The following is a 22,967-nucleotide window of genomic DNA, read 5'->3' as shown; positions in this document are numbered from 1 at the left end:
AGGTTAATGCAGGAGGAAAACAGATGAAAGAAAAGCTATTACTGATTGAGGATGATACGGCGATTGGACGTATTGTGAAAGAAACGCTTGAGCAAGAGGGTTACCAAATTACTTGGGCAACAACAGGACTTGAAGGGCTAGCTGATTTTCAAGCAGATTCTTTCGATTTAGTGTTAGTCGATTGGATGTTACCTGAGATGGATGGTCTAACTGTTTGCCAAAATATTCGTTGGGAAAGTGATGTACCTATTTTAATGATGAGTGCGCGTAATGAAGAGGCTGATAAGGTTGAGGGCTTGCAAGGCGCTGATGATTATATTGCGAAACCGTTTAGCTTAGAGGAGTTAAAGGCGCGTGTCGCCTCACACTTACGTCGCTGGAAACGTTTTACGAAAAAAGAAATCACAGAAGATGTAACATCCTTTGTACACGGCTTAAAAATTGATTGGCAAAAGGAAACAGTGCGGCTTGATGATAAAGAGCTAGCCTTAACACAGAAGGAATTCGCCCTGTTAAAACTACTTGCGAAAAATCCAAGTCAAACCTTTTCAAAAGAAGAGCTATATCAGCATATTTGGCAACAGGCAAGCGTAGATGAAACACATACAGTCACAGTACATATAAAGGCACTACGAGAAAAACTAAAAGATCCAGTTAAAACCCCGTATTATATACAAACAGTATGGGGCAAAGGTTACCGCTTTATCGGTGAACTATTATGAAGATTAAAACATGGTTACTCATCACTTTTTTCATCGTGATGGTTTTACCGATAACAGGTGCTTATAGCCTTTATGTGTGGATTAATGCCTATTATCAAGATAAAAACGTTGCTGAGTATTTCGAAAAATTAACAGAGCTCAATCAAGTAAAATCTGTTCTCGAAAATCCTATGTATTATACAAAAAATGCGGATATAAAAGATGTTGAAGCACTAACGAATGATCGTCTTGCAATTACACTTTACTTGAAATCAGGCTTGATTTTGTATTCCTCAAATCCATTGAAATCGGGGTTTGATACTAAAGATAGTATTTTTAAAGGTTTATATGAGCTAAAGCAAAATTACAATGCCTTTACTTATAAAGAACCTGTTTATCAAGATGGAGAATTGCTTGGGGTTTATGAGATTCAATTAGTTAGGACGGATTGGATAAAAGGGGTAGAAAGTCGTTCATGGCTTGTAATAGCTAGCTCTATATTGTTATTTCTCTTTATTTATTTTGCAGTTATGATGCTGCTTAACCGTAAATTAAATCGACCGTTACATGAACTGATGCGGCAAATGCGTGCTTTTGCAAAAGGGGAGCATGTGGAATCAAATTTAGTAGCAAGAAAAGATGAAATTGGGGAACTTGCTCAAACTTTTCTTGCCATGCAGGACGAAATTGAAACTGCACGTGCGCACTTAAAAACGGAACAACAGCAAAAGGAGTTAATGATTGCAAGTATTTCCCATGATTTGAAAACACCTCTTACAGCTATACAAGCATATGCCGAGTCTTTACAAGGCAAGGCTTTGTCGAAAGAACAGCAAGACGAATATCGACAGATTATTTTAACAAAATCTGAAACGATGAAGCATATGTTAGAGGATTTACTAATGTACACTTTACTGCAATCTACAAGCTATCATTTAGAACTTATAGAAGTAGATGGGGCGGAGTTTTTTGAAATGGCGCTGTCTGATTATGAGCAGTTATGCAAGGATCAAGGGTTTATGCTTGAAGTTACTTGTGACATAGAGGGTATGTATGCAGTGCATCCGAAGCAGCTTCAAAGGGTGATCGATAATTTAATGAGTAATGCTTGGCGCTATGGAGCAGTAGGTACAACGATAGGTTTAGCAGCCTTAAATACTAGGAAGTGTCCTACGTGGTGCTTTGATTTTGTAAAGCTTGCACTGACAAAACAAGAAGGTATGTATATTATTGTGCAAAATTGCGGTCAGGGTATTAATAAAGAAGATATTGAGAAGTTATTTGAGCCCATGTACCAAGCGGATTCAGCACGAACAAAGGCTGGGGAGCGCGGCACTGGACTAGGATTAAATATAGCAAAACAAATAATAGAAAAACATGGTGGGACAGTAGAACTTGTATCGAAAGAGGGCTATGGAACAGCTGTACTTGGCTGGTTGCCATCAATTAAAGGAGAGAATTAATCATGAATTGGAAAAAATCATTACGTGCAGCAGGTTTAGTTGCCGCACTAACGTTTGGCTTAGTAGGTTGTAACACGGAGGGATCATATTCACCACAAGAAATTATCGATCAAGCATTGCAGGAAATGAAAGAACCACTTACTTATTATGCTGAATACAAGATGGATATGGATGATGTTGGTGGAAAGGCTCAAGTCAAAGAGTGGATTAAAGATGATAAACGACGTATTGAGATAACAGCTGACAATGGTGAGCATATCATCACAGTCAACAATGGTTCACAGATTATTATGTATGATGTTGTAAAAAACACTGTTCATAAAATGGATATTGGCAAAGAAAGTTTAGGTGCATTCCCTTCGCCTAGAGATCAGGCAGAATCACTATTTAATTTAGTAAAGGATACACATGATGTGAAAATTGCAGGGGAGGAGAAGATTGCTGGAAGAGATACGTATAAAATCGTAGCGAAAGCCAAAAAAGAGGATACTTTATTAGGTGATATGGAAGTATGGGTTGATAAAAAAACATGGGTAACGTTAAAAACAGTAACGAATAGTGCTGGAAATAAAATGACATCAGAGTATACGAAGATGGATGAAAACGCCAAAATCGACGATGCACAATTTACAATTGATGCTCCAAAGGATGCAAAAGTAGAAGAAATTACTGTACCTGAACCTGAGTCAGTAACACTGGATACAGTGAAAGAACAGCTTGGCGAATTTTTAATGGTACCTGAAGAAAATGGACTAACTTTGGATGATATTTCATTGGAGAGTGTGCAAGAAGAGCGTTCGGTGTATACCTTTACTTATTTAAAGAATGGTCAGCAAGAAATTTTTGTTACAGTTTCAAAAGCTATTAGTAATGATACTAAGGATGAGACTTTCCCAGGTATAAAAGAAAGGGACATCCGAGGTCAAAAAGGAACTTTTATGGATGAGAAAAAATTCCGTTATATTGATTGGCAGGAAAATGGCTATCGATATAGCATTATGAATAATAACCCTGAGCGAACAGTCGAAGACCTTGTAGCCTATGCAAAACAAATGACCATCGTTAAATGAGGTGTATTGTAATGAAAAGAAATGAATTTATAAAATGTTTCGCATTGTTTTTATTTAGCACAGTTTTTTTATATGGTGTAGGTGAAACATATGGCGTTCAGTGGCTGCAATTTCATTTCTTGGGAAAATACAGTGATGAAGGTTTTTATTTCAGTTTTAGCTCGTTAACCCCTATACTTGGTGGCTTACTAATTGTTGCGCTATATGAAATGAAGATTAAACGACTCATTTAACTTCTTACAGCGGGTGTCCAAACACCCGCTGAAATAGAGGAACTCAGTCTAAGCACTGCGCTTTCGCACAAAAGACATCTGCAGGCCTAAGTACAAAGCCGATTCCGGACGCAATTATGCCGAGGCATAATTGATTATGAGGAAAATCCACAATGAAAAAGAGTGGATTTTCTTTTTTTGTCTTGATTTATCTACAAGTACAAATGCTATAATATGTAAAAACTTCTAGGGGGACTGAAATGGAACAAGTGATTGTAGAAACAAACTATTTTACTTTGCATACCTTATGTGATGGCGTATATGCTGTCATTGCTAAACCAGGTCAAGGTGCTTGGGGTAATGCGGGAATCATTGATTTAGGTGACGAACTTCTTGTTTTTGATTCGCTAAGTACGCCTTCAGCAGGGGAAGAGTTAAGACGCCAAGCAGAAAGTTTAACGGGTAAGAAAGTAAAGTATGTGATTAACAGTCACTATCACGGGGATCACGTTTTTGGGAATCAAATATTTTCAGATACAACAATTATTTCTACATATGTAACGGAGAGATTGTGCAAAGAAAAGAATAAAATTGAAGACTACGAGAAGGAAGAGCAGGACATGAAACATTACCTGCTTCAGCTAAAAAATCAAATCGATTCAACAGAGGACACCGTTATAAAAGCGAGTTTAATCAACCAATATCAAGAAATGTCGAAGGTATTGGATGATTTATCTCGATTACAGATTGTGTTACCATCCATGTTGTTTGAAGAAAGATTGACCATCACTGGTTCCGATAGAACTGTGGAATTTTACTGTTTAGGCGGGGGACATTCACCGAGTGATACATTGATGTACTTACCTAAAGAAAAAATAGCTTTTATGGGGGATTTAGCGACAGAAGATTTACACGTACCGATCTATAATCCTGAAGAATTTTTGACCATATTAAAGCGAGTTAAACAAATCGATATAAATATAATTGTTCCTGGTCATGGTAATGTTGCAGATTTGACTTTATGCGATACGTTAATTGATTATTTATCTTTCATGATTCAACGCGCAAAAGAGGCCCTTCAAAGAAAGTTGTCACTGGAAGATTTTATTTCTGAATTTGATTTACCTAAAAAGTATAGGGAGTGGAAGGGAGTAAACGGTATTAAAGCGAACCTTACAACGATATACACATACCTTCAAAAAAGCTAAAAATCCACGTTAATCAATTATGCCTCGGCATAATTGCGTCCGAAATCGGCATTGTGCTGCACATAGCCGATTTCGTGACATCCGCTGATAGAAATTAAATGTGGATTTTTTAGCGTTGATGAAATACGGACAATAATATCTGATTAATAATGATTAGTATGGCAAATATAGTAGCTAATTGTGTTTTTCCTATAGCATACAGAGCTATGACTGCTAGAGAGAATATTACGAATTCAAACATAAAATGCCATATCCCACTCAATGGAAATGTTGCTTTGGGCGAACCAAACATACTCCAAAGAACTACAAACAAAGCGGGTGCTCCAATTCCAAGTAAAAGCTTGAAGAACATGCCTTTCCCAGTTTGTATACCCCAATATCCAAAAGCCATCAACACGCAAATTTCTAATAGGAAGCGAAGAACTAAATTCAACACCATATGATCCCTCCGAAAAGTCGGTTTTTGAAATGATCTCAAATGCTGCTTACTGATAGAGTCGTAATTTCTAACTTAAGCTATTTGTTGTAAATGAGTGTTTGTAAAGGCTTCATCATATTTTAAACCATAGCCTAGTGCACGATCTAAAAATATATGAGCTAGCCAAATTATAGAGGCCATTAGTAGCGGTGATGATACAGTGACAAAGCCTAAAATCAAGAGAATGGCTGGCAGGACTAAACTATGGCCAATATTGTAAAATAACGCGCCAACTTTAGTGTTTACTATGTAGCCTAACATCGTTATATCAGGTAGTAATAAAAGTAGTACAAAATATAGGAACGAAAATTCAAAATGTTGGTAGAAAAATACAGTTACTAAAAATGCTATTAAATATTCCAATGAGATAATTTTACGTAGTTTCATGATGAACACTTCCTTCTTGTAATTTATTATACATATCCTCGATAAGTGAGCCGATGACTAACTTATTTTCAGCATATTTTCCTTCAGCCAATAATGTTTGAGTGAGCTGTAAGGATTGTAGTGCTTGCTGATAAAAAAATAACTGCTGCTCAATATGGGCGATCTTTGCTGAGAATAGCTGTACGGTTTCTTGATTGCAGGAATCTGAAATCGGCTTTTGCTCTAGTGTAAGGAGCTGTTTGATTTCTTGTAATGTAAAGCCAACCTGTCTTAATACTAAAATGAATTTTATTGTATGTTCACAAGTGACATCATACACGCGATAGCCATTGTCCTGTTTATTTGGATGTAGTAATCCTTCTTTTTCATAGTAACGTACAGTATCAGTAGATAAATTATACTTAGCTGCAAACTGTTTTATATGCATGTGAGCACCTCCTGAACTTATCCTAACATTGGAGTATGCTCCAAGGTCAATACGATAATTAAAATCTTTAACTTCTTTCAGCGGGTGTTTGGACACCCACTGAAAGAAGTTAAAGCCTCCGGCGGATGTCACGGAATCGGAAAGGAGTGCTTTGTGCAAGCACAAAGCCTATTCCGGACGCAATTATGCTGAGGCATAATTGATAACTAAGTGAAACGGTCATATATTGGCAGTCGTTTATAGTGTAAGAGGGGGAGGTGGACGGCATATTTGAAAAAATGATGGATGAACATGCAGAGCATTTATTGCGTCTCGCCTATTTTTATGTGAAAAATAGACACGCGGCAGAGGATATCGTGCAGGAGGTTTTTATAAAATTTTCTCAGCATGATTATGAGGAACGTGGACAGCTACGTGCTTATTTATCTAGATTAACGATTAATAAAAGCAAGGATTATTTAAAAAGCTGGCATTATAAAAAATTAATTTTACAAGAAAAAATATTCCCTGAGAAGGCTAATATACAGCGCGATACACTGATTGAAGCGGAGGAAAGATCGCATATTGGGGCAGCTATTTTAAAACTTCCGCTAACATATAGAGAGCCAATCATTCTTTACTATTATGAAGAGATGAAGATTGCCGAAATAGCACAGGTTCTAGGAATTGTAGAAAACACCGTTAAGACAAGGTTAAAAAGGGCAAGAGAAGCTTTAAAGTCTCAACTAAAGCAGGAGGAATGGGAGGTGCTTGGACATGAATGAATGGCAAAAAGAGTTGGTGAAAGTGGCAGGGGATATGGTAGAGAGTAAAGAGCGTGTCAAAAATCGTGTCTTACAGCAGCGAGATGTCAAACCTAAAAGGCCCATTCGTTTCGCGCTTTTAACGGCAATTGTGACGGTTTGCTTCGTTGGATTTGTCATGGTACAGCTACTGAATAAGGAAACGAAACAATCTGCAAATATGTTTAACGATACACAACTTACCCATTTTGAAAATATAGTGCGCATCAATTGGGGCAAACAAGACGGGGAATTTTATACAAAAGAGGCAATAGAACGTTACAAGAAGGTAGTTGCCACTTATTATTATGCGAAATCACTTAGTCTCCAATATTCTGAAGCAGAGCTAAAGGCTGTAAGGAAGGAGCATTATGACGAGCTTGTTATGTTACAACAATCACCGGAATATGCTGAGCTTTTTAAAAAGAAGGGAATCGAGAACTACTTTAAAATGTATGTGGAGCCGTTGTTACCGATGTATACAGCTAAAAAAAAGCTTGATTCCTTTTACCTAGGGAAATACCCGACTCTCCCAAACGGTATAGTACAAGAAATAGCCGCTCAAGATGCTATCCGCTATTTTGATCAACATTTTGCAGAGCAGGTAAAAACGTTTCAGGAGCAAAATGAAATCAAGAATTATTCAAGTAATTCACATGGAATTACGTATGTGGGAACAGTCATAAAAGTAGAATCCAATGCCTTTCTATTTGTTGATGGGGCTATTCCAGAGGACTTAGAAAAACTTTCGCAAGAGCAAATCATAAATAAGTACCCAAAAGCAACTTGGTACCCGGTTTTAGATGATTTCCCAGTAAAGCAAGGAGATTATGTCACTATAGAATCAAATAGGAGTGAGTCCATTGATGAAAATGGAAGTGTCACACACTACGGCGTATTAAACCATGTGGAAATTGTTGAACCAACCGTTACGACGAAGCTCAACATTCAAAATGAACAGGAAGTCCTGCAATTCTTTCGACAAACAGAGTGGCAGCCTATTGAAGATATAGGAAGCCCCCCAGATTATTCATTTATGCTAGAGGGAGTTCGTGTAAATGTCTGGGGTAGTTATGGTCAATCACTTTATTTGTATAAAGTGGGTTACGGTACGGTACATCTTAGTCAAGAAAGGTCGGAAGAGTTAAAGAAGCTATTAGGTATTGAAGAGTCTTTACATTAAGCGGTATGATAATAAAATAGGCAGACCTCACCATTTAGCATTTTCTGAGAGAACGGCGAAACTGTAAAGTCTTCATGGTGAGGCTTTTCATGTAAGTATTTTAATATATATGTTGATTGGAGTAGCCGCTGAGCGCCCCAAGAATACGCCGTAACTTAAATCAACCCCACATTATTGTGATGATCCGCATTAACCTATACTCATTCCAACATTCTTCAAGTCTCTTTCGAGAAGAGGCTGTTTTTATTTGTCGAGAAATAATAGTTTTTGTACTTTCTTAAATAAAAGAGTCATTTTTACAGAGGGGCTTTCATCTTTTTAGGAGAAATGAATCATTGATTGTTGTATCAAGGTTAATTTTACTCATTATTTTGAAAATAAATGAGTCTGAGGAATTGTAATATTATGCACATAAAGATAGTATTAAAGAAATAGGGTTACTTTAAGGAGGGGCGGTATGAACACACAGGAGTTTGAAGAATTATGGATTACGCTAAATGAATTGTATGATGCGAATCGCTTTATAGAATATATAGAATTAAGTAGTGCCGCAATTGAAAGTGCAATTGCGCTTGGTATGTATAAAAAGGCAATCCGGTTATTACGATATCGATGTGCAAGCTATTTTCAAACAGGTGATTTGCAAGTTTCCATCAGTGTGCTTGAGCAATATCGTGAATTAACCTTTCAATATGGCGATGATACCGATTTAATCCATCATTATAATTTAGCGGCCGTCTACTGGGGAACATTTGGCCATTTAAAGAAATCTGAAGAGTTTATGTTCAAGGCTCTAAAAATTGCTGAACGTGTTCAACATATAGAAAGTATAGGGAAAATTTATAATAATTTAAGCGACTTAGAAAACTCTTTTGGAAACTATCAAAGAGCGAAGGATTTTGCATTAAAGAGCTTATACTATGCTAACTTTTTTGAGACCAAACATGAAAATCCGTATACAGGGATTATGTATTCAAAAATAAACTTAGCTGTCGCACAAATTTGGTTGGAGGAATTTGATGAAGCGAATGAATTATTGCAGGAATTGCTGGTGATGATTCAGAAACCACCTTATTCCAAGTTACAATTGGAGGTTATGAATGCCTATGCATTGCTTTGTGAAAAACAGGGACGCATTGGCGAGGCCATCGATTTGTACCAAAAGTCAAAGCATTATGCCTTACAAAATAATGATTTATCTATGCTTCAAACGATCTACAATTCTTTGGTAAAGTTAATAGAAGAGCAAGGGAATAAACTAATATTGTGCTCGATACAAAAGGAATATATTAACATTTTACTAGAAATACAAAGGGAAAATTATACACATGTATTATTTGAGATGGAGTACGATGACCAGAAGAAACAACTTGAAAAAACTTCTTACATTGATCCATTAACGAATATTTATAATCGACGTTATTTTGATGAGAATGCAGAAAAAATGCTGGAGAAAGCTTCAGTAGAAAATCAGCAATTAGCATTAATGATGATTGATTTAGATCATTTTAAAGAAATAAATGATACAAATGGCCATTTATTTGGTGATGATGCTTTAACGATTACTGCAACTACATTAAAGGATTATTTTCAATCATTTGAGTCAATCGTTTCTCGTTTTGGCGGAGATGAGTTTATTATTCTTTGTCAATTACAGGAGGGTGCATCCATTCAAACGATAACCGAAAATCTCTATCAAACATTAAACTCCCTGTCCTTAACAATCAATGGTGAGACCGTTCAGTTGGAATTTAGTATTGGCGTAAGTACGAATAAACAAGGCCAGATTGCCACTGTCGAGGAGCTTATCCATAATGCAGACACAGCACTATATACGTCAAAGCGCAATGGTCGTAACCAAATTACTGTTTTTAATCAATATAGCGGTGTTGGGAATCGTAACTAAACAACTCAGATGATGAGTACTGACGGACTAGAACTTCTTTCAACACTGTCTTATGTAGCGAAAGAAAAACGTCAGCTACAAGTGTTTTCGGAGCGACAGCAGCAACAGGGTTTTATCTGCGCGAAAGCGAAGCGACAGCAGCAACAGGGTTTTATCTGCGCGAAAGCGAAGCAGCTGTCGCTACGTTAGCACTGCGCTTTCGCACAAAAAACATTTGTTGGCTCAAAGCCTATTTCGAACGTCATTTTGCAGAGGCATAATTGATATTGTTAGTGTTAGATCAATCATAAAGGATCTGCTTCATTCCAACGTATAGTCGTTGGAGTTTTGCAGATTCTTTTCTTTTGAAAATTTTTTTAAAAAAGTGAATCGGAAATGAAGCGGGGTCCGTCAGTAGTTTAGAAAGAAGGTGAGGACAACGATGGATATCGAAAAAATTATTGCAGAGCACGGTGACTATTTACTAAAGGTTGCTTATTTATATGTGAAAAATGAAGCAACAGCTGAGGACATTGTGCAGGATGTGTTTATCGCCTTTTATCAAAAGCAAGAGCAATTTCGTCAAGAATCATCATTACGTACATATTTAGTGAAAATGACGGTCAATCGAAGCCATGATTATTTGCGTAGCTGGAAAAGTAAACGCCTGACACTCTTTGAAAAAATAACAGGGCGAACGACAGCAGTCACGCCTGAAAAAGAATTGCTTGCTAAGTCCACAAAAAGAGAGCTAGTAGAAGCTTTGTTTACATTATCCGTGACCTATAGGGAAGTACTGATTCTCTATTATTTTGAGGATATGACGACAGTGGAGATTGCACAGCTCGTATGTTGTCCAGAAGCAACCATACGTACAAGATTACAGCGTGCTAGAAAGCAGCTTGCAACAGCAATCGGTGATTATGATTGGGAGGTGTTACGCCATGAATCAATTTAAAGAAGATGTGCTAAAAGAACTTCGGGAAGTAAAGCTTACAGATGAAAAAAAACTGATGATTGCCCAAAAAGCTCGTAGTAAAACTAAACAAAGAAGAAGTAGTCCGTGGCAATATCGCGTGGTGTTAGCAACGTTTACGCTATTTGTTATTGGTTTTAGTTATTTATTATCACAGAATAAACATTCAGGAAGTCATCAGGCAGCTAGTTTACAGCAAGAAACGGATACATGGAGCCTATGGTCAATTTTACAATACGATTTAGTAAAAGGTATATTGCTTTTTAGCTTTATGGTGGGGCTTGCTTTTTTTATTAAATGGGTGTTAATAAAGAAAGGATATGGCCTACCGGTGTGCATTGAATGTGGGGAAACTTGGTCAGAGAAGCAAGCTCGAAAAATGTACCGGAAAAATGGACAAATCGAATGTCCTTATTGTGGAAAAAAACAATATCGCTCAAAAAAATCAATGAAAATGGGTGGTATTTTAACGTTCCCGATTCCTCTGATGGTATTTATGCATTTGATTTTTGATAATATTTCTATTGGAACTATTTTCTTTATGGCAGGAGTTCTTATTTATTTTCGACTACTAGCACCATATGTATTTGATTTACAAGAAGATGATCCTATCAACGATCCTCTTTGGTAATTTGTAAAGAGAAATTGCTAGCTCTTAACGTAAATGTGGAGGCGATTTAGTTCGAAAAAGAGCAGTACATATTAATATGAGTAACGACTTTTCGAGCTGCAATTATTTCAAAGAGCAGAGGCTCCATAGTTATTCGCTATCGGATTCTTTGAATGAATAAACGATATGAAAAGCCCCTCTTAATTACTCGGCTATCGAGCGATTAGGAAGGGCTTTGATTATTCTTATTTTTGAAACAATTTAATAACCACGTATGCGAAACATTGAGCGGTTACTACCCTTGCAAATTAAACTTTCTGCTTGTCAATCTCCTGGTCCTGTGCCGGTTGTTCAGATTGTTGCTCCGATTGTTCTGGCTGTTCAGATTGTGTCGATTGTTCCTCCGACTGATCTTTCTTCAATCCGGTTTTTTTCCGAATAAAGCCCCAAATCGCGCCGACGGCCACCACAATTATGATCCCAAACTTCTTCAATAGAGGGATGAGTATAGCAAGCAAGCCCGCTTTTTTGGCAACTGCCAGACCCGCTCCTCCGAGAATTAAACCAGTCAAGCCGAATTCAGCTACCTTATCGGTTTTTTTGTCAAAATCCTCATAGCGCTGACCTTGCTTTAAGTTAAACTGCTTTAGTATCTTGTTGTTAAACACTATACGATCGGCCTGCAAATTCGCCGGATCTGAGACGAGTATCGCCGAGATATAGCCTTGGCGGGATAGAATTCGCACATTGTAGTTAATAACACCATTGTTCTGATTATCATGCGCTAATAAAGACCACGACAAACTATGTAATTGGTTGTCGTAGAATGGAGCAACATCCCATTTGTCAACGAATAACTGATTTTCAGGGCTTAACTCCTTATTCATTTCTTCAGTACCTTCTTTGTAGCTTTCCAACAAGGCATCAGCATCGATTTCCGCTTTTTCGTCGTCTTCTATATATCCAGATTCGTCATATTCGAAATAAACGGCCCAAGTCTGAGTTTCATCCTTTGGAAAAACCACGCCGATTTCTGACCCGCTCGGTTCCATTCCGCCCTGCGTTAGGTACTTTTTCGTATCTTCGGCATTAAGAAAAATAAAATCACTGTCTAACTCCAGTTCCGCTAAATTGGTCCCCACGTCAACTTTCTGTCCACCTTCGACCCAATTTAGCTCTTCTTCGGCGAATGCGGGAACCGCACACACCATCATAATTAAAGTCATAACAGTTACTGATTTTAATAGTCTTGCAATTAACGATTTCAAAAATATCTTCCTCCCAAAAATCACATGTTCTTATGCTGCGGACGACTTGTCCTTCTTTCCTTTAAATAAATGAATGCATACTAGGACGGCGCCTATACCTGCAAGAGCAATTTCGACATAGGTTTCGCCTCCGCCAAAAATGTCGTTAAAAACGGTAAATAATTTGAATTGTAGACCGAATTGCGGCAGTATAAATGCCCCTAAACCTAAAATTAAAAGAATGATTCCAGTGCGTAACATAACTTACCTCCTTAATAATGGAAAAATACTTAAGTAGGTTACCATATAAACCAAAATGTTACAATGCGCGTTCTTCCAACTATTAATATGCTGGCACAATTACTACTACTTGCTTGCACACGATTGGAGACTGAGATACCTATTCTCCATTTTCAAAATACGGGTCTTTTTCCGAATGATTTTTATCCGAATTGACTAATTATAGTCAAAAAACCAGCATTAATTGTAGAATGTTAACGAATCGTACATTCAATATACATATGTGACTAATTATATTTACGCATTTTTTAATAAGCATTTTTGGATTTGGATTTTAGTTGGTGTGATATTCTTATCAAATAGTTCCTGATTTATTTAAATTACATGAAGACATATGATAAGAAATTGCTAGTTTACTATAGTAATTTCTTTTTTTATAGCAATTTTTCGAAATAGATTGACAACAGTTTTCATTTGCTTTATGTTTGTGTTAACTTATTTTCATCTATAGTTAACGCACAAGGGGAGGAAATTTAGTTTGAAAAAGAGTAGTACATATAATTATGTGTTAGCGGCATTTGGTGCAGCAATTATTGCTGTTCTTGCACAAGTAACGATTCCGTTACCACTTATTCCAATTACAGGGCAAACATTAGCAGTAGGCCTAGTCGTAACGATTTTAGGGACAAAAATTGGAACATTATCAGTATTGATTTATATTTTGCTTGGAGCGGCAGGTCTTCCAGTATTTAGTGGTATGTCAGGAGGATTTGGGGTCTTAGTTGGCCCTACAGGTGGCTATATTGTCGGATTCCTTGTCACAGCAATCATTATGGGCTTATATTTAGATAAATTCGGTGTTACAATTTTCCAAGCTATTACTTCGAACATCATTGGGATGGTTGTGACATTGGCATTTGGAACGACTTGGTTAAAAATTGTCGGAGATTTAACTTGGACAGCTGCATTTATGGGTGGTGCAGCACCGTTTATCATTGTAGGTATTGTGAAAGCAGTTCTGGCAGGATGGTTTGGCGTAATTGTTCGTCTTCGCCTAGAGCGAGCTCATTTAATTTCTTTCAGCGGGGTCCAAACACCCGCTGAATAGAGGAACTCAGTCTAAGACCTCCACGTCCTGTGGCAACGACTGAGTGACCAACATCACGTTGGACCAAAGCCTCCGGACGATTCCGGACGAAATTATGCCGAGGCATAATTGATTAGAAGCGATTGCATAGGAGGAATTGTTTTGGCAACGTTATGGACAGGTGGAAAAATTTACACGATGGCACAAGTTGGCGAAACAGTTGAAGCAGTCCTTGTTAAAGAAGGAAAAATTGTGGCGACAGGCTCAGTTGAGAGCTTGTCGCCACAAGCTACTTCTATTCGGCATTTACAAGGAAATGTGATGTATCCAGGCTTTGTCGATAGTCATTTACATATTATTGGCTACGGTGAGAAATTAAAGCATATTGATGTATCGAACGTTAGAAGTAAGGACGAGCTACTAGCCATTATTCGTGAAAGGATGCTGGAAGTTCCCACAGATCAATGGGTAATTGCAATAGGGCTTAATGAAACACAATTTGAAGTTCCAATTTTTCCAACACTAGCTGAGCTTGATGCTCTAGGGGAAGCTCATTTAATAATTAAACGTAGCTGCCATCATTTAATTTTGGCTAATTCCAAGTCATTGGCATTTGCAGGAATCACAAAGAATACACCATCACCAGAGGGTGGCGTCATTGAGAAGGTGGATGGGCAGCTAACAGGCGTCTTAAAAGATGCAGCATTGTATATGATTGTAAACCATATGCCACATATTACGCCCGAGTATATGGAGGATGCTCTTGAGAAGTCGATAAAATCTTTGCAATCATATGGCTTAGTGGGTGGTCATTCTGAGGATTTAAGCTATTACGGACCTCCACTTCAACCAATAAATGCTTTTCGCAAGATTGTCGAGGCAGAGCAATCGTTTAAAGTTCATTTATTACAACACCACACAGTATTTAAGGAAGTTGCCAAGATGGAAGAACCATCTTCTCCTTATTTAGAGTTTGGTGCAATGAAGATCTTTATCGATGGTGCCTTTGGAGGACGTACTGCAGCCTTACGAGAACCATACTGTGATGAGCCGGGCAATTGCGGTATGCTTGTCCATTCAACAGAACAATTAGAGAAATATGTTCAACTTGCACGTCAACATGGACAAACAGTGGCAGTGCATGCCATTGGAGATTTAGCCATTGAAACAATTTTAAACGTATTTGCTACTTATCCGCCGCGGGAAGGTCAATTAGATCGTGTTATTCATTGTAGCTTAGTTGATGAAGAAATTTTAGAAAAGCTTGCAACGTTGCCTGTCGCAGTGGATATGCAGCCGCAATTTGTGCAGGGCGAGTATACGGCAGAACTAGCTAGGCTAGGGGAGGAACGAGCAAAAGGCTTGCACCCGTTAAAATCACTACTTGATCGCGGATTAGTCGTTGCGGGTGGCAGTGATGCTCCGATCGAAGTACCAAATCCCTTATATGGTATATACGCTGCAGTAACAAGACGGAATTTTGGAGAATCCCATAACGGTTACGGCCCAGAGGAGAAAATATCACGTTTTGAAGCAGTACGGCTCTATACTGTAGGAGCTGCACAAATAATCGCTCAAGACCACATTCGAGGTAAGATTGAAAAGGGTTACACAGCAGACTTCACTATTTTAGAAGAGGATCTTTTTACGATAGCTATTGAAAACTTACCACAAGTAAAAGTCGCATATACGGTTGTGGATGGCCGTATCGTTTATGAAAAACGCTGTAAAGAATAAACTTTACAGCGTTTTTTCATTTAACAAAAAGAAAGAGATTGGCTGTAATGAGGTCTTTCCCGTTAATGTTTTCTTATTTGGAGCTACTGTCTTTCTGATAAACTTTCCACTCGATGCTCTAGCGTTTTCACCCTTGTTGTTAAATCATCTACTTTTTGCTGAAGTGTTTCTTCAGGAGGCAGAGGAACTGTCGATTTCATTTTTTTAATCATATGTATCATCACGAAAAAAATGGCGAAGAAAATTATAAGAATGACGGTTGTACTAATGATATCTCCAAAGTTAAACACTGTATGTCTCATAATTATTTGCCCCCTTAAATTGTATCGGTTCTATTATTTACCGAGTTACCTACAAAAAAGTTTCAAGAAAATATTTTTAGACACTATAAATACAGAAATCTTATCATTTTTCCTCGCATATTATATGGGACAAATTGTATTTCAAGAGCTAAAAGTATTTGAAATAAGTGGCTTTACATATCCTATAGGGAAGAGCTTATAAAAATCGCAAAGATGCTTAAGATAGGGGATACGATAGGTATGACTGGGGTGAGTAAATGCACAAAACGGGACAAGTAATGCGACAAGCCGTCTACAATATTTATATGTATCGCTTTGATTATATACAGGTTTTCGCACTGATTAGATTATTTCAGTTTTTATTAATTGTTCCTGTAACAGCTATCGTATTTAAGCTAATGCTACGAGTTACTGGATACACACATATTACTGAACAAAATATTCAAAGTTTTATGGGGCATCCCTTTGTCATCTCAATGATCATTCTTTTAATAATGCTCATTTTGCTATTTATTTATTATGAAATGGGCTTTCTTTTTTTAATGGCCTTTCATCAACAAAGAGGTTCTCGCTATCGATTTCTACACATATGGCAGCAGCTTAATCGGAAGGTTATTTCATTTTTTAGTATTCAAGTAATTTTTTTATTTATATATATTGCACTTTTGTGGCCATTAGCTTCATTTATATTTCCACTAACGTTAACCCAAATAATGTCCATTCCTCATTTTTTGACAGATGAAATAATGAGCAGTCGTTCTGGTCGTTTACTTTATGCTGCTGTTGTAATTGTTTTAATAATAGTGGGGATACGAAGCATTATGGCATTGCCGATTTTTACAATCCAGCCAAAAATATCAATAATTCGTTCATTCATACAGAGCTGGCATTTTTCAAAGCGGGGCTTGTTTGAACTCATTGGAATATTAGCAATGCTTGTTTCGGTTCTTTTACTTGTAATGCTTGGAGTTACGCTTATAAGCACCTTGCCATTATATATTTTGGAGCGTTTGATACCGAGTACAGCGCATGTCACAGCGGGAATTACTCTCGCTTTTTTAGAAATGGTATTTGTAGTGTTATTTAGTTTCCTACAAGCAATGTTTTCACAAGTAATGGTAGCTTTTCTATATAATATGCATGTTTTAAGCAAGTCTTGGTTTAAACCGAAATTTAAGAAAAGGCGCAATAAGCCATTAACTCTCATCATTGTGGTTGTTTTCATCGTATTAAGTGTGATGAATGTTATTTCATTAGAGAAAAGTGTCTATGCACCAGATACAAAAATTATTGCACATCGTGGCTACACGAAAGGGAATGTGGAAAATACAATCAGCGGCCTTGTCAGTGCAGCAAGTTCGGGTGCAGATTTAATCGAGATCGATATTCAACAAACCGTTGATGGACAATTCGTCGTATTTCATGATCAAACATTAAGAAGACTTACAGGTAAAAATGGCGTGATCGCCAATATGACGCTCGGTGAATTAAAGACGTTAACAGTTCATGCTAATGGCTTTAACGACAAAATTTCATCATTAGATGATTTTATTGAAATAGCAAAAGCACTAAATGTTTCCTTACTGATTGAATTAAAAGTTCATGGTAAAGAAAAGGAAGATGTATTGCCCAAGTTAGTAAAAAAACTAAAGGCTTACAAGGTTCTCGATAAATATTATGTGCAATCATCAGATCCACAAATGATGTCACAGTTAAAAAAATTGGCCCCGAACTTACGTGTTGGGATTGTCTATGCATTAAATATCGGGCCGATGGATGAAACAGTTGATTTTATTTCGCTTGAGGAAGCATGGGTGACAGACCAGCTAATCTCAGAGATGAGGCAACAAAAAATTGATTTGTTCGTATGGACATTGAATAATAATCAGTCAATACATGAATTTATTAGGAAAAATGTCAATGGAGTCATTACCGATCTCCCCGATATAGCTTTGGATATACGAACGAAACAAAATGAGCGTGAATACTTTTTACAGCGTATACTAAACCTATTTCAATTCATGTTTTAAATTTATATGGAGTACATGTAGCATCTGATTAAATGAAATACCCGCGGAAGATGAGTGAATACCCGCGAACCGACACAAACAGTATAAGTGAAAGCCGCGATTCTTTTTCGTAAAAGAATCGCGGCTTTTATAGGGGAATGCAAAAAAACTTGGCAATATTGTAACCTTTTTCTTTTATAACCGACTACTACTATGAATTCGGGATATGAAGGAGATGCTTTTTTATGAAAATGACGAAAGTCGTACCATTTGCCATGTCAGCATTATTAATAGGGGGCGCTTTAGTAGCTCCAACCGCATCAGCAAACGAAGGTGAAGCAGTTGTGACGAACGCTACTGATAATAAGGAGCAAAATCCACAAGTTCAACCTACTTTTATTAAAATAGCTGGAACAATTGAGAATGTTGAAAAACGTGAGGATGCAACCTATTTCACTGTGAAAGAGAACGAAAATACAAATGTTTTTGTCGTAAATGACGAGACATTAGTTTTCGATAATACTGGAAAAGAAGTTAAACTACAAAAGGGTGATCAAATAACAGCTTACACGTATGCAAATAAGCCAATGCTTATGATCTATCCACCACAATATAACCCTGAAGTAATTATTGTTGAAACAAAAGAAATGGGAATTGTTGAAGTAGACTTTTTCAATAAAGAATTAGTGAATACTGATAACACATTAAAACTAAATGTTGGCAAAGAAACTGAAATACTTAGCCTATCTGGTAAAAAAGTGAAAGCTAAGGATTTAGCAGAGCAACATTTACTAGTGTTCTACACAATTACAACAATGAGCATTCCAGCACAAACACCACCATCAAAAGTTGTTGTTTTAGATACGATTGCACAAGAGCCTGGTCATGTAGATCCGTCTAAAGCTGCTGTACAAGAAATTATTAACAATGACTTTTATGAGGTTGAAGGTACTAAAATGGTACCATTACGTTTAATTGCCGAAGAGTTAGGCTTTAAAGTAGAATCAACAGGAAAAGGCGCAATTATTTCTAAAGGCGCATTATCTTATACAATTACTCGTGGTCAAAAAGAATATGGCTATAATAAAGCACTTCGTTATTTTAAAGTAGCACCAGCTTTATTAGAACCAACAAAAACATATGTACCAGTTGAATTTGTTGAAGAATTAATGAAATAAAATGTTGTTTATCCCCTTCATGGCATCGCGCTGTGGAGGGGGTTTTTCTTTTTTAGAAGCGAAAATGAAACGCTAACTACATAAAAATGAGCCTTAGCATTGTAGTTGGTTTTTTTATTGTGAGTTGATTTCCATTTCGACTGAATGGACCCAAGAAAGCGCTCTTCGGAACGGAAATCAACGACACGTCATGTTGATGAGCTATTCATATTTATTTCTCATAATTCTCTTTAAATAGAAAATGAATTTTTGTACAATAAGATAATTAAAGTCAGATTCTTAAAGGGGAACTATATGAAGCAGGCATTAATTATCGTGGATATGCAAGAAGCATTCTTTTTGGATAGTGAAAACTACTTATTTGATTATGAAAAAGTGTTAGATAATATTAATATGTTAATAACCTGGGCCCGGAATAGTGAAGCCCCTATTATTTTCATCCAACATACGGATTCAAATAAGGATGACGATTTTGCGTTTGGTAAGCCAGGCTGGGATCTATATCATGGACTTCTGCGACAACCCGAGGATAAAGTGATTCAAAAAACAACGTGGGATGCGTTCTATCAAACGGAATTAGCGCAATACTTACAAGAACAACAAATTGAGCAGCTTATTTTCACTGGTGCTCAGACAGAATTTTGCCTTGATACGACGATTCGAAATGCTTACAGCCATGGATATCATCATAATATTTTAGTTGAAGGTGCACATACAACCCTACATAGTCACGTATTAACCGCACAGCAAATTATAAAGCACCACGAGTCCATTTGGCACAATCGATTCGTGAACATTCAGCCATGTACTTTTTTCAAATAAAGTAAAGAGGGGTTTCAATAATGCTCATAAACAGCCAAGAATTTATTGTCAATGAACTTCACTATACAATTAGATCCGCCAATGTCGAAGATGCCCAAGCTTTATCAGATTTAAGACTACAACTTGATGGAGAAACGGAAAACTTCGATAGGGAACAAGGGGAAGGCTTTATCAATGCCAAAGGATTTGAAGCAATCATTAAGGAAGACACAGAAAGTCCAAGAAATTTGTGTTTAGTGGCAGTGGTCGATAATCGCATTGTCGGATTTTCTAGATGTGCGGGCTCACCATTTAAAAGAATTGCTCATAAAGTAGAATTTGGTGTAGGTGTTTTAAAGGAATTTTGGCGCTATGGGATAGGAAAAAATTTCATGAAAGCTTCGATAGAGTGGGCTGACGCTAATGACATTAAAAAAATGACCTTGACTGTTGTAGAGACAAATGACAAAGCGGTTTTGCTCTATAAAAAGCTTGGCTTTGAAGTTGAAGGCGTCTTAAAAAATGATAAACTCCTTTCAGATGGCAACTATTATAATACGATTGTAATGGGAAGAATTAAGGCATAATTTTAAAATAAACCCAGCTAAGCAAATAGTGCTTAGCTGTTTTTTTTACACCAAAAACAACTTGCTTCGTAAATTGGCTACGAAAAAATGACCTGGACATACGATCCTATACAAACACGTATGCATATTTAATTTTAACGAAATTAAAGGGGGTTTGTGATACGTATATTGAGAATCGCTATGGCAAGATGGAAGACGGTCTAAATGGTGGTAGCCCATCTGTTCGCTTCTAAATAGATTGGTAGATTACTAGTGATTATGTAAAATAGCTAAATTAGTATTTCTATGAGAATAAATAGCGCTTAAAGTAGAGAATATTATATATTTTTAGCTAAAAATGACTTATCTATAAAAATGCCGTTATTTACAATCCCTTCACTGAATTTTCTGATTATAATTAAAGAGAACAAATTATAAGGGGTTGATAGAATGTCAGTAAAGGTTAATCCAAACATTGAGCTAAGCCACCCATTATCACCATTATCTGAAGTAGAAATTGAAAAAGCTGTTCAAATAGTCAAGGAACAGCAACAGTTGTCTGAACATGTACGATTTATGTCGGTGATGTTACATGAACCTAAAAAATCAGAAGTACTAAATTATAAACCAGGTAATACTGTAGACCGCCAAGTATTTTTAGTGATTTTAGATGATAAAGAATTGAAAACCTTTGAAGCAGTTGTAAATTTAACTTCAGAAAAAGTTGATTCCTACGAATATATTCCTGGCGTACAACCAAATGTAGCCTTAGAGGAATTTGAGCAATGTGAAGAATTAGTAAAGAGCCACCCTGATTTTGTAGCAGCTTTACAGAAACGTGGCATTGATAATCCTGATTTAATCATGGTGGATCCTTGGTCAGCGGGGAATTTTGGCGTTCAGGAACATGAAGGTAAACGTTTACTTCGTGCGATTTGTTGGCAAAAACATTCACTAGAAGATAACGGATATGCTTACCCTTTAACTGGTATTGTAACGTATGTAGACCTAAACAAAATGGAAGTTTACAAAGTAGAAGATCACGGGGCACGTCCAATTCCAACAACATCAGGTAATTACCATCCTGAAGTTGATGAATCAATTGTATTTAGAAATGACTTAAAACCATTAGAAATCATTCAACCTGAAGGTCCAAGCTTTACAATTGAAGGTAATTTGATCAAATGGCAAAAGTGGAGTTTCCGCTATGGATTTACACCGCGTGAGGGCCTTGTATTATACACAATTAATTACCATGACAAAGGCAAGGATCGTCCAGTTCTTTATCGTGCAGCATTATCAGAAATGGTTGTCCCTTATGGTGAACCAACATTTTCGCATAACACACAAAATGCCTTTGATGCTGGTGAATATGGAATGGGTCAATTGGCCAATTCGTTAGAACTAGGTTGCGACTGCTTAGGCGAAATTCAATACTTTGATGGTGTTGTAGCTGATGTTAAAGGAAATGCGCGTACGATCAAAAATGCGATTTGCTTACACGAAGAAGATTACGGGATTGGTTGGAAACATACAGATTGGCGTACAGGCCATGTAGAAGTACGGCGCTCACGTCGACTAGTGATTTCATTCTTCTGTACAGTTGGAAATTATGATTACGGCTTCTATTGGAGTTTCTACCAAGACGGTACGATTGAAGCTGAAGTCAAACTAACAGGTATTTTAAGCACTGGTACATGTGAAGATGGCATCCAAACAAAATATGGATCTGAGATTTCTCCAGGATTAAACGCATCACATCATCAACACTTCTTTAACTTCCGACTAGATACGATGTTAGACGGTGAAAATAACTCAGTAGTTGAAACAGAAACAGTATCAGAAACATTGGGAGAACACAATCCGAATAGCAATGGTTTCTATCCTGTTTCACGTATCTTTAAAACGGAGAAGGAAGCGTTACGTAATTTAGATTTAAAAACGCAGCGTACTTGGAAAATTATCAATAAAAACTCACTTAACCGAGTGAATCAACCTGTTGGATATAAAATTTTGCCTGGCGAAAATTGCTTCCCATTTGCTCATGAAGAAGCAAGCGTTATGAAACGTGCTGGTTTCCTTAAACACCATTTACACGTTACGCAATTTGATGAAAATGAAAAATATGCAACAGGTATGTATCCGAATCAACATGCTGGAGGAGATGGACTTCCAAAATACGTTGAGAATAACCGTTCAATTGATGATGAAGATATCGTCGTTTGGTACACAATGGGCCATCATCATATCCCGCGCCCTGAAGATTGGCCTGTAATGCCAACTGCATACATTAATTTCCAATTAAAACCAGTTGGATTCTTTGATCGAAACCCAGCATTAGACGTTCCTAGACCGGACAAGAAGTGTCACACAACTTCGTCTTGTCATATACAATGAAACTCTTAAAGGAGTGATTAT

The 22,967-nt window shown here is 37.1% G+C and carries 24 protein-coding genes; 18 read left to right on the top strand and 6 right to left on the bottom strand.

The window, feature by feature from the left end:
* Nucleotides 1–23 precede the first annotated feature (23 nt).
* From ACQKMI_RS04560 to ACQKMI_RS04540, 5 genes are all read left to right on the top strand, one after another.
* Nucleotides 24–722 (top strand): response regulator transcription factor, encoded by a 699-nt coding sequence (locus tag ACQKMI_RS04560; RefSeq protein ID WP_427487508.1) that lies wholly within the window; start codon nt 24–26, stop codon nt 720–722.
* Entirely contained in the window at nt 719–2,164 is a 1,446-nt protein-coding gene (locus tag ACQKMI_RS04555) for a HAMP domain-containing sensor histidine kinase (RefSeq protein WP_427487507.1), read from the top strand. Before ACQKMI_RS04560 ends, ACQKMI_RS04555 begins: the two co-directional genes overlap by 4 nt.
* A 2-nt stretch (nt 2,165–2,166) precedes the next feature.
* Nucleotides 2,167–3,234, top strand: coding sequence for a LolA family protein (locus ACQKMI_RS04550; RefSeq protein ID WP_427487506.1), 1,068 nt, complete (start codon nt 2,167–2,169; stop codon nt 3,232–3,234).
* A gap of 11 nt (nt 3,235–3,245) precedes the next feature.
* A complete protein-coding gene (locus ACQKMI_RS04545; RefSeq protein WP_427487505.1) occupies nt 3,246–3,467 on the top strand; it encodes a hypothetical protein in 222 nt (73 codons plus the stop codon).
* 239 nt (nt 3,468–3,706) lie between these two features.
* Complete coding sequence (locus ACQKMI_RS04540) at nt 3,707–4,654, top strand: MBL fold metallo-hydrolase (RefSeq protein WP_427487504.1); 948 nt, start codon at nt 3,707–3,709, stop codon at nt 4,652–4,654.
* 109 nt (nt 4,655–4,763) lie between these two features.
* On the opposite strand, the gene ACQKMI_RS04535 is transcribed toward ACQKMI_RS04540, so the two are convergent.
* The 3 genes from ACQKMI_RS04535 to ACQKMI_RS04525 all read right to left on the bottom strand — a co-directional run bounded on the left by ACQKMI_RS04535 (nt 4,764) and on the right by ACQKMI_RS04525 (nt 5,946).
* Entirely contained in the window at nt 4,764–5,093 is a 330-nt protein-coding gene (locus tag ACQKMI_RS04535; RefSeq protein ID WP_427487503.1) for a YrdB family protein, read from the bottom strand.
* 72 nt (nt 5,094–5,165) lie between these two features.
* Nucleotides 5,166–5,519 carry a DUF4260 domain-containing protein gene (locus ACQKMI_RS04530; protein ID WP_427487502.1) on the bottom strand — a complete coding sequence of 118 codons (354 nt, stop codon included), beginning with the start codon at nt 5,517–5,519 and terminating at the stop codon, nt 5,166–5,168.
* Entirely contained in the window at nt 5,506–5,946 is a 441-nt protein-coding gene (locus ACQKMI_RS04525; protein ID WP_427413288.1) for a MerR family transcriptional regulator, read from the bottom strand. Before ACQKMI_RS04525 ends, ACQKMI_RS04530 begins: the two co-directional genes overlap by 14 nt.
* A 257-nt stretch (nt 5,947–6,203) precedes the next feature.
* Between ACQKMI_RS04525 and ACQKMI_RS04520 the strand changes: the two genes are divergently transcribed.
* The 6 genes from ACQKMI_RS04520 (at nt 6,204) to ACQKMI_RS04495 (ending at nt 11,403) form a co-directional block, all read left to right on the top strand.
* Nucleotides 6,204–6,710 (top strand): sigma-70 family RNA polymerase sigma factor, encoded by a 507-nt coding sequence (locus ACQKMI_RS04520; protein WP_427487501.1) that lies wholly within the window; start codon nt 6,204–6,206, stop codon nt 6,708–6,710.
* On the top strand, nt 6,703–7,911 hold the full coding sequence (locus tag ACQKMI_RS04515) for a hypothetical protein (protein ID WP_427487500.1): 1,209 nt from the start codon (nt 6,703–6,705) through the stop codon (nt 7,909–7,911). Before ACQKMI_RS04520 ends, ACQKMI_RS04515 begins: the two co-directional genes overlap by 8 nt.
* A gap of 457 nt (nt 7,912–8,368) precedes the next feature.
* Nucleotides 8,369–9,817: a diguanylate cyclase gene (locus ACQKMI_RS04510; protein WP_427487499.1), complete on the top strand. Its 1,449-nt coding sequence runs from the start codon at nt 8,369–8,371 to the stop codon at nt 9,815–9,817.
* A 12-nt stretch (nt 9,818–9,829) separates the two neighbouring features.
* The gene (locus ACQKMI_RS04505) at nt 9,830–10,006 is read left to right on the top strand and encodes a hypothetical protein (protein WP_427487498.1); all 177 of its coding nucleotides are present in this window, start codon (nt 9,830–9,832) and stop codon (nt 10,004–10,006) included.
* 232 nt (nt 10,007–10,238) lie between these two features.
* On the top strand, nt 10,239–10,754 hold the full coding sequence (locus ACQKMI_RS04500) for a sigma-70 family RNA polymerase sigma factor (RefSeq protein WP_427487497.1): 516 nt from the start codon (nt 10,239–10,241) through the stop codon (nt 10,752–10,754).
* Nucleotides 10,741–11,403 carry a TIGR04104 family putative zinc finger protein gene (locus tag ACQKMI_RS04495; protein WP_427487496.1) on the top strand — a complete coding sequence of 221 codons (663 nt, stop codon included), beginning with the start codon at nt 10,741–10,743 and terminating at the stop codon, nt 11,401–11,403. Before ACQKMI_RS04500 ends, ACQKMI_RS04495 begins: the two co-directional genes overlap by 14 nt.
* Before the next feature lie 287 nt (nt 11,404–11,690).
* Here the strand turns inward: ACQKMI_RS04495 and ACQKMI_RS04490 are convergent, their stop codons facing one another.
* A complete protein-coding gene (locus ACQKMI_RS04490) occupies nt 11,691–12,650 on the bottom strand; it encodes a DUF2167 domain-containing protein (protein WP_427487495.1) in 960 nt (319 codons plus the stop codon).
* 30 nt (nt 12,651–12,680) lie between these two features.
* Nucleotides 12,681–12,890, bottom strand: coding sequence for a hypothetical protein (locus tag ACQKMI_RS04485; protein ID WP_079560252.1), 210 nt, complete (start codon nt 12,888–12,890; stop codon nt 12,681–12,683).
* 517 nt (nt 12,891–13,407) lie between these two features.
* Between ACQKMI_RS04485 and ACQKMI_RS04480 the strand changes: the two genes are divergently transcribed.
* Both ACQKMI_RS04480 and ACQKMI_RS04475 read left to right on the top strand, forming a co-directional pair.
* The gene (locus tag ACQKMI_RS04480) at nt 13,408–13,977 is read left to right on the top strand and encodes a biotin transporter BioY (RefSeq protein WP_427487494.1); all 570 of its coding nucleotides are present in this window, start codon (nt 13,408–13,410) and stop codon (nt 13,975–13,977) included.
* Between the two features lie 141 nt (nt 13,978–14,118).
* Nucleotides 14,119–15,693 (top strand): amidohydrolase, encoded by a 1,575-nt coding sequence (locus ACQKMI_RS04475; RefSeq protein WP_427487493.1) that lies wholly within the window; start codon nt 14,119–14,121, stop codon nt 15,691–15,693.
* A gap of 83 nt (nt 15,694–15,776) precedes the next feature.
* Here ACQKMI_RS04475 and ACQKMI_RS04470 read toward each other — a convergent pair whose 3' ends face one another.
* Nucleotides 15,777–15,995, bottom strand: a complete 219-nt coding sequence (locus tag ACQKMI_RS04470) for a hypothetical protein (RefSeq protein WP_427487492.1) — start codon at nt 15,993–15,995, stop codon at nt 15,777–15,779.
* Between the two features lie 257 nt (nt 15,996–16,252).
* Here ACQKMI_RS04470 and ACQKMI_RS04465 point away from each other — a divergent pair, with 257 nt between their 5' ends.
* From ACQKMI_RS04465 to ACQKMI_RS04445, 5 genes are all read left to right on the top strand, one after another.
* Nucleotides 16,253–18,025 (top strand): glycerophosphoryl diester phosphodiesterase membrane domain-containing protein, encoded by a 1,773-nt coding sequence (locus ACQKMI_RS04465; RefSeq protein ID WP_427487491.1) that lies wholly within the window; start codon nt 16,253–16,255, stop codon nt 18,023–18,025.
* Nucleotides 18,026–18,249: 224 nt separating this feature from the next.
* Entirely contained in the window at nt 18,250–19,182 is a 933-nt protein-coding gene (locus tag ACQKMI_RS04460) for a stalk domain-containing protein (protein ID WP_427487490.1), read from the top strand.
* A 294-nt stretch (nt 19,183–19,476) separates the two neighbouring features.
* A complete protein-coding gene (locus tag ACQKMI_RS04455; RefSeq protein WP_427487489.1) occupies nt 19,477–20,004 on the top strand; it encodes a cysteine hydrolase family protein in 528 nt (175 codons plus the stop codon).
* A 20-nt stretch (nt 20,005–20,024) separates the two neighbouring features.
* The gene (locus ACQKMI_RS04450; protein WP_427487488.1) at nt 20,025–20,570 is read left to right on the top strand and encodes an N-acetyltransferase family protein; all 546 of its coding nucleotides are present in this window, start codon (nt 20,025–20,027) and stop codon (nt 20,568–20,570) included.
* A gap of 429 nt (nt 20,571–20,999) precedes the next feature.
* Nucleotides 21,000–22,946, top strand: coding sequence for a primary-amine oxidase (locus ACQKMI_RS04445; RefSeq protein WP_427487487.1), 1,947 nt, complete (start codon nt 21,000–21,002; stop codon nt 22,944–22,946).
* Nucleotides 22,947–22,967 lie beyond the last annotated feature (21 nt).

The organism is Lysinibacillus sp. NPDC097214 (genome assembly GCF_050277945.1).
Classification (GTDB): domain Bacteria; phylum Bacillota; class Bacilli; order Bacillales_A; family Planococcaceae; genus Lysinibacillus; species Lysinibacillus xylanilyticus_B.
Note: the sequence above shows the minus strand (reverse complement) of the source record. Positions and strands in the feature narration are given on the sequence as shown.

What these genes read in the sequence shown, in the direction of transcription:
- ACQKMI_RS04560 (WP_427487508.1), top strand. Translation starts at nt 24, where the DNA reads ATGAAAGAAAAGCTATTACTGATTGAGGATGATACGGCGATTGGACGT.
- ACQKMI_RS04555 (WP_427487507.1), top strand. Translation starts at nt 719, where the DNA reads ATGAAGATTAAAACATGGTTACTCATCACTTTTTTCATCGTGATGGTT.
- ACQKMI_RS04550 (WP_427487506.1), top strand. Translation starts at nt 2,167, where the DNA reads ATGAATTGGAAAAAATCATTACGTGCAGCAGGTTTAGTTGCCGCACTA.
- ACQKMI_RS04545 (WP_427487505.1), top strand. Translation starts at nt 3,246, where the DNA reads ATGAAAAGAAATGAATTTATAAAATGTTTCGCATTGTTTTTATTTAGC.
- ACQKMI_RS04540 (WP_427487504.1), top strand. Translation starts at nt 3,707, where the DNA reads ATGGAACAAGTGATTGTAGAAACAAACTATTTTACTTTGCATACCTTA.
- ACQKMI_RS04535 (WP_427487503.1), bottom strand. Translation starts at nt 5,093, where the DNA reads ATGGTGTTGAATTTAGTTCTTCGCTTCCTATTAGAAATTTGCGTGTTG.
- ACQKMI_RS04530 (WP_427487502.1), bottom strand. Translation starts at nt 5,519, where the DNA reads ATGAAACTACGTAAAATTATCTCATTGGAATATTTAATAGCATTTTTA.
- ACQKMI_RS04525 (WP_427413288.1), bottom strand. Translation starts at nt 5,946, where the DNA reads ATGCATATAAAACAGTTTGCAGCTAAGTATAATTTATCTACTGATACT.
- ACQKMI_RS04515 (WP_427487500.1), top strand. Translation starts at nt 6,703, where the DNA reads ATGAATGAATGGCAAAAAGAGTTGGTGAAAGTGGCAGGGGATATGGTA.
- ACQKMI_RS04510 (WP_427487499.1), top strand. Translation starts at nt 8,369, where the DNA reads ATGAACACACAGGAGTTTGAAGAATTATGGATTACGCTAAATGAATTG.
- ACQKMI_RS04505 (WP_427487498.1), top strand. Translation starts at nt 9,830, where the DNA reads ATGAGTACTGACGGACTAGAACTTCTTTCAACACTGTCTTATGTAGCG.
- ACQKMI_RS04500 (WP_427487497.1), top strand. Translation starts at nt 10,239, where the DNA reads ATGGATATCGAAAAAATTATTGCAGAGCACGGTGACTATTTACTAAAG.
- ACQKMI_RS04495 (WP_427487496.1), top strand. Translation starts at nt 10,741, where the DNA reads ATGAATCAATTTAAAGAAGATGTGCTAAAAGAACTTCGGGAAGTAAAG.
- ACQKMI_RS04485 (WP_079560252.1), bottom strand. Translation starts at nt 12,890, where the DNA reads ATGTTACGCACTGGAATCATTCTTTTAATTTTAGGTTTAGGGGCATTT.
- ACQKMI_RS04470 (WP_427487492.1), bottom strand. Translation starts at nt 15,995, where the DNA reads ATGAGACATACAGTGTTTAACTTTGGAGATATCATTAGTACAACCGTC.
- ACQKMI_RS04465 (WP_427487491.1), top strand. Translation starts at nt 16,253, where the DNA reads ATGCACAAAACGGGACAAGTAATGCGACAAGCCGTCTACAATATTTAT.
- ACQKMI_RS04460 (WP_427487490.1), top strand. Translation starts at nt 18,250, where the DNA reads ATGAAAATGACGAAAGTCGTACCATTTGCCATGTCAGCATTATTAATA.
- ACQKMI_RS04455 (WP_427487489.1), top strand. Translation starts at nt 19,477, where the DNA reads ATGAAGCAGGCATTAATTATCGTGGATATGCAAGAAGCATTCTTTTTG.
- ACQKMI_RS04450 (WP_427487488.1), top strand. Translation starts at nt 20,025, where the DNA reads ATGCTCATAAACAGCCAAGAATTTATTGTCAATGAACTTCACTATACA.
- ACQKMI_RS04445 (WP_427487487.1), top strand. Translation starts at nt 21,000, where the DNA reads ATGTCAGTAAAGGTTAATCCAAACATTGAGCTAAGCCACCCATTATCA.